The following is a 5,086-nucleotide window of genomic DNA, read 5'->3' as shown; positions in this document are numbered from 1 at the left end:
TGAACTACCCATCGTGGCCTACCCCCCCACCGCCCCGTCGGCTGCCCAGCCGAGCGCCCCACGCCCCCCCCACCCCGACCGCCCTCCCCCCCCCCCCGCGCGGCCCCCGCGGGGGGGGGGGCGCAGCGCGGGGCGGGCAATCAGGCTTGTGGGGTGGGGCCGTACGGGCCGTACCAGGAGCCGGACGGGCTCCGGCGGGTCACGGTCAGCTCAAGCTGGAGTCCCTCCGCATCCTCGGGCAGCGCCACCTGTACGCGGGCACCGGCCCGGGAAGTTGAGATCACCTCACCGGTGCTCACTCCGCCGCCGTGGTGCACCGTGATCGTGCTTCCGGGCGTCAGGCCGAGGAAGTCGGGGGCGCTGAGGTTGGCGACGGTGCGCCACCACTCGGCCTTCTCGCGAATTCCGCTGAGCGGGGCCGGTGTCATCGGCTCGAACTGGTCGCCCGGCCGGAAGTCGAGTCCGGCCGCGACGAGATCGGCGGTCGGGCTGAAGAGGTGACCATCGGTGCAGGCGGCCGGGACGCTGGACGCGGGGAGCTCGGTGGTGGTGTTCATGGACGTACCTCTCTCGCGGTTCATGCGGAGTCCTTGGTTCGAAGGGGGCGCCGGCCCGACGAGGGATCCGCCCCACCGCCTTCCAACAAGAGAACTCTATCAGGCTTATGGCACGGTGTCGAGCGGGAATCGGCCCGGCCGCCGCGCCCGCGTCCGTCAGTCGTCGGGTCGGCGGCCTGGCTGTTGCTGGCGGGGCCGGCTATCCCGCCCGCACTCAGTCCCCCAGCGAGTAGCGGTCGTAGTTGCCGCACGGGCGGCAACCCGAGTAGTCCGCCCATGCGTCCTGCCAGTTGGTCGCCGGCTCGCCGCACAGCTCGCAGAACCGCTGCGGGTCCGCGCTCGCGCACCGGCTCCCTGCGTCCGCCTCGGGGGCGGCCTGCGCCGCGTGCTGCCAGTACGGGTAGTGCTTGGTGTCGAAGGTGACGGGCTGCGCGCAGTTGGCGCAGGTGTGTTCGGTCCTGATCTTGGCGGCCACGGTGTCTCCTGCGGTGACGTGAACGGGGAGCAGCGGGGGTCGGCCGCTGCGGGGGCCGGGGCAGCGCTGGGCGCTGCCCCGGCGGCCGGGTCCTGGATCAGCCGTTCCAGGTCTCCGGGGTGTTCTCCGCGATGAACAGCCAGGGCTCGCCCATGTACATCAGGCCGATGACGTGCTCTCCGATGGCGACGGGGCTTCCCTCGGCCGCGAGCAGGGTCACCGTCTGGGCCATCTCGTAGGCGGTGGAGGGCTCCTGGTTCAGCGGGTGGCTGCCCGGGATGGTGCTCCACCACGTGCCGGTGATCTTGGCGGCCTTCTCTGCGGCCTCCTCCCGAGTGAGGGCGCGCCACTCCAGCGTGATCGGGGTCGCGGTGAGGACCGGCCGTCCGCCCAGGAGGTGAGCGGGGTAGCGGTTCTGCACCTGCCCGACCGGCACCTCGTCCAGCCCGAACATGTGCTTCACGAACTCGGTGCCCTCGACGCTCACGGTCCGGGCGCTGCGCCCCTCGGCGTCGTTCCACTTCACGGCGAACAGGGCGTCGGGGGCGGGGGCGGTGGTGCGGTTCATTCGGACTCCTCGGTTCGAAGGGGGCGCCGGCCCGGCGGGGGGAGCCACCCCACCGCCTGCCAACAAGAGAACTCTATCAGATCTAAGCCACGGTGTCGAGCGGGAACCGGCCCGCCCGACCGCCGCGCCCGCGTCCGTCAGTCGTCGACGACGTGCGACAGGAGCGCAGCGAGGTACTCCGCGCGGTCGGTGAAGCCCTTCGCCTCGATGTCGCCCTCGATGTAGGTGGCGACCCCGTACAGCCCCCGGCTCTTGTCGCGGTAGACGGCGACGATGTACAGCGGCCAGTCACCGAGCTGCCGACCGTCCTTCATTCCGGCCACGACCCGCCAGCCGGTGGCCGCCTCATCGACCGACTCCATCCAGTCGTATCCGAAACCGCCGGTCGGGTCGGGGAGTTCGGGGAGCAGCGCGGTCGGGTCGGCGACCTGGTTGACGGTGGCGGGGGTGTTCGACATCGGTTCTCCTTGGGTGTGGTTCGAAGGGGGAGGAGTGGGGCCGGGGCCCGGTCCCGCCGCGCTCCGGCGGCGGGACCGGCGGGGCTGGCTAGTGGACGTCCCAGTCCACGCGCCGCCGCTGCGGAAGCGGCGGCTCCCACCCGTGCCGCAGGGCCAGCCGCAGCGCGCGGCGGTCCTGCTTGTGGGCCGCCTGCTGGGCCGGCTTGCGGCGGCTGCCGGACATTGCGCCGACCGGCAGCCAGGGCCGGTCCTGGCGCGTCAGCGCCGTGGGGCGAGTGTTGTTGGTCCGGGACATCGGTTCCTCCGGGTGGTCGCTGGTTCGGAAGGGGTGGTCGGGGGTGCCGCCCCTGACCAACAAGAGAACTATATCATGCCACGAGCATGATTTGAAGCGGGATTGGCCGGTCGGGCCCGCCGCCGCGTGCGGGCGGCGGGCCCCGGGAAACCGGTCAGTCCTCGTCTGGCTGCATGATCGTGATCACGGGCTCCCCGCTGTCCCCGGGGCCGCAGTGGACGGCCAGCCTCGCCCGGGTCGCCCGGCTGGGGCCGTCCGTCGGAATCCGCAGTACCTCGAACGGGACCCCCCGGACGCCCGGGTTGGCGCTGCGCACCGCGTAGAACGCCATCCGGAGCACGTCCCACAGCCGCCCGGTCTCCGACTGCCCGTGCCCGGGGTGCCGCTCGTCGGCCTCGCTGCTCCACGCGACGCAATCACCCCACGCGGCGCGGGTCAGCGCCACCGGCCACCGCCAGCCGGCCTCCTGGGCAAGGCTCTGGGGGACCTCCACCAGCTCGCCCGCCCGCAGAGCGTCGGCCCGGGTGAACTCGTGGATCGACTCGCCGTACAACTCCGTCAAGCTCTTCATTCCGTGTGACCTCTCGTGCTTTTGGTTCGAAGGGTGCCGGGTGGGCTATACCTCTCGCCTGCCCAACAAGAGAACAATATCATGTCGTGCGCACGATGGGAAGCGTGCGCAGCGTCACGCCTTCGTGATCGGGTACGGGAACCCTGCCTCCAATGCCCCCTGGAGGTCGTAAGTTGCATCCCGAAACTTCCGCAAGGCTTCCAATTCACCCATGGAATCATGCTCCGCGCCCATGTATTCGTCAATCGCGGCAGACATTTCGCGTAGCGATTCGGCAGGGTCGATAACAAACCCGAGAATCCCGTTTTCGTCGACTGCCCAAATCTCCCAATGGTCCAACTGGAGATTATCCACGGTCATTTCGTGGCGACATTCAAGGCATCGAAATAGCGTGTCCGGAGATACTCGAAGTGAGCCGACCGAAGTACATTCAAGGCAGGCAATTGTGAACATTCTCGCAGCCTTCCGGATATTGGATTTCAGCTCTGCTCGGACTTTCGCGCGGCCCGGAGCTTGCGCCAGAGCTGTTCGGCCTTCACCGCAAGTAGGTGGGTGTGGTCGTGCGTCCGCGCCGCCCGCGTGATCGCGCTGATCTGGCGCTCGGACATGCCGTAGATGTCCCCCATCTTGCTGACCTCGCGCGGGAAGACTCCGGCCAAGGTGTTGGGGCCGTCCGACGTCAGCGTCGGCGCGCCGACCGTGTAGAACCACACCCGGTAGCCGGCCTCCGGCCCGGTGCTGTCGGCCAGTCGCCCGATGACGATTGCGCGCCGGTAGCCAGTGATCCGGCCGCGCTGCCAGTACGGCGCTCGCACGATGTCGCCGACCTGGTAGGCGCTGGCGGTGGTGGTCGGTGCGCTGCTCGTGATCATGGCGGGGGACGTCCTCTCGGGCTGGGTTCTGGTGGGGGTGGTTGCCGGGGCGGACCGCCCGCCCCGGCAACTACAAAACAATATTGACTTTAAGTCACGCCGGAGGGGTTTAGTTCACTCCGGCCCAGCCGAGCGACCACGCGCGCTGAACCGAACGGGCGGCCTTCTCCATCTCGCCGACTGCGGCGGATTCAACCGCAGTAACCAGAGTGGCGAATGCCTCTCGGGCCTTGGCCAACTGCCGGGCCTTTCGCTGCCCCCGGCGCTTGATCGTGTCGTCCCGGAGTTCCTGGCCGATAACCTCCCAGAATTCCACAACCTCCCCGTAGCCGTCGGCCTGCGTGGCGACCGAGAGCATCCACTCCGACGCTCCGGGGATGACCTGCTCGACCTTCTCACCCACGCCGCGAATGGCGCTGACGTAAATGAACTCGAACTCGCCCCGGTGGTTCTTGGTGCTGCCCATGGTGATGTTGGCGGACATTTGAGTCTCCTTGGCTTTCTCTGTGGTTTGGTTCAAAGGGGGGGCATTGCCGGGCGGTAATGCCACTTACCGCCCGGCTGTTCGGTCACACCTTGGCGAAAAGGTCCAATTCCAGGATTTCGAAATCCTGCGACGGGGCCAGCTTCAGAACGGCAGCCTCGACGGTTTCCTTCTTGACCGTCGCGGGCAAGTTCGCCGCGATGAGGCTGGGGTTCTTGCAGTTCCGCCACAGCTTGTAAAGGGCGCTCTTCCGCTTGTTGCTGAGCTTGGTCAGGGCTTCCCGCGCGCCCTGGTATTCGGCCTCGATGATCATCGCATCGACCAGCAGGTCGGACGGAAGAACAGGATCGGTCATTGGCGCGTCTCCGTTGTCTCGGGAGTGGTTCGAAGGGGTGTCGGGCCGGGGTGCCTGCCCCGCTCCAACAAGACAACAGTATCACGTCTGATCCACGCATGGGAAGTGGCGCGGCCTCTGATCTGGGCGTGTCTCCTCGCGTCGCCTCGGGCCTGCGTCTTGTGAGCGGTCTTGTGGGGTGCCTCGTCGGCAACCTCTTGGGGTGGCTTGTCGGGTGCTTTATGAGCACATCGGAATTCACTCTCTCTGCGTGATTGCGCAGCTCAGAGGCCATATTCGAAGGGTCGGAAATTCCGACAACCCCTTTCCTTTTGCTTTTGGGTAGTTAGTAGTTGGCTGTTGGTCGGTTGGGGTTTGCGCCTGCGGCGTGCTGTTGGTTGTTGGTTGCGCCCCCCTTGGTGGGGTGGCGGGTGGTGGTGGGGGTGGGGGTTGGTGGGCGGTCTGTCGACCG

At 68.0% G+C, this 5,086-nt stretch carries 10 protein-coding genes; all 10 read right to left on the bottom strand.

The features are described from left to right. Positions 1 to 140: 140 nt before the first annotated feature. The 10 genes from AB0K51_RS34550 to AB0K51_RS34505 all read right to left on the bottom strand — a co-directional run bounded on the left by AB0K51_RS34550 (position 141) and on the right by AB0K51_RS34505 (position 4,635). A complete protein-coding gene (locus AB0K51_RS34550) occupies positions 141 to 557 on the bottom strand; it encodes a hypothetical protein (protein WP_363462215.1) in 417 nt (138 codons plus the stop codon). A gap of 214 nt (positions 558 to 771) precedes the next feature. Further along, positions 772 to 1,032, bottom strand: a complete 261-nt coding sequence (locus AB0K51_RS34545) for a hypothetical protein (protein ID WP_363462213.1) — start codon at positions 1,030 to 1,032, stop codon at positions 772 to 774. 97 nt (positions 1,033 to 1,129) lie between these two features. Then, positions 1,130 to 1,600, bottom strand: coding sequence for a hypothetical protein (locus tag AB0K51_RS34540; RefSeq protein ID WP_363462212.1), 471 nt, complete (start codon positions 1,598 to 1,600; stop codon positions 1,130 to 1,132). 137 nt (positions 1,601 to 1,737) lie between these two features. Continuing rightward, positions 1,738 to 2,058 (bottom strand): hypothetical protein, encoded by a 321-nt coding sequence (locus tag AB0K51_RS34535; RefSeq protein WP_363462210.1) that lies wholly within the window; start codon positions 2,056 to 2,058, stop codon positions 1,738 to 1,740. An 88-nt stretch (positions 2,059 to 2,146) separates the two neighbouring features. Then, a complete protein-coding gene (locus AB0K51_RS34530) occupies positions 2,147 to 2,353 on the bottom strand; it encodes a hypothetical protein (protein WP_363462209.1) in 207 nt (68 codons plus the stop codon). Between the two features lie 154 nt (positions 2,354 to 2,507). Continuing rightward, positions 2,508 to 2,924 carry a DUF6573 family protein gene (locus tag AB0K51_RS34525; RefSeq protein ID WP_363462208.1) on the bottom strand — a complete coding sequence of 139 codons (417 nt, stop codon included), beginning with the start codon at positions 2,922 to 2,924 and terminating at the stop codon, positions 2,508 to 2,510. A gap of 114 nt (positions 2,925 to 3,038) precedes the next feature. After that, positions 3,039 to 3,278, bottom strand: coding sequence for a hypothetical protein (locus AB0K51_RS34520; protein ID WP_363462207.1), 240 nt, complete (start codon positions 3,276 to 3,278; stop codon positions 3,039 to 3,041). 125 nt (positions 3,279 to 3,403) lie between these two features. Then, the gene (locus AB0K51_RS34515) at positions 3,404 to 3,796 is read right to left on the bottom strand and encodes a DUF6409 family protein (RefSeq protein WP_363462205.1); all 393 of its coding nucleotides are present in this window, start codon (positions 3,794 to 3,796) and stop codon (positions 3,404 to 3,406) included. A gap of 109 nt (positions 3,797 to 3,905) precedes the next feature. After that, positions 3,906 to 4,280: a hypothetical protein gene (locus tag AB0K51_RS34510; protein WP_363462203.1), complete on the bottom strand. Its 375-nt coding sequence runs from the start codon at positions 4,278 to 4,280 to the stop codon at positions 3,906 to 3,908. A gap of 85 nt (positions 4,281 to 4,365) precedes the next feature. Further along, positions 4,366 to 4,635, bottom strand: a complete 270-nt coding sequence (locus AB0K51_RS34505; RefSeq protein WP_363462201.1) for a hypothetical protein — start codon at positions 4,633 to 4,635, stop codon at positions 4,366 to 4,368. Between the last annotated feature and the right edge of the window lie 451 nt (positions 4,636 to 5,086).

Origin of the sequence: Kitasatospora sp. NPDC049285, assembly GCF_040678815.1 — a bacterium.
Classification (GTDB): Bacteria; Actinomycetota; Actinomycetes; order Streptomycetales; family Streptomycetaceae; genus Kitasatospora.
This window is presented reverse-complemented; position numbering and strand designations above follow the sequence as displayed.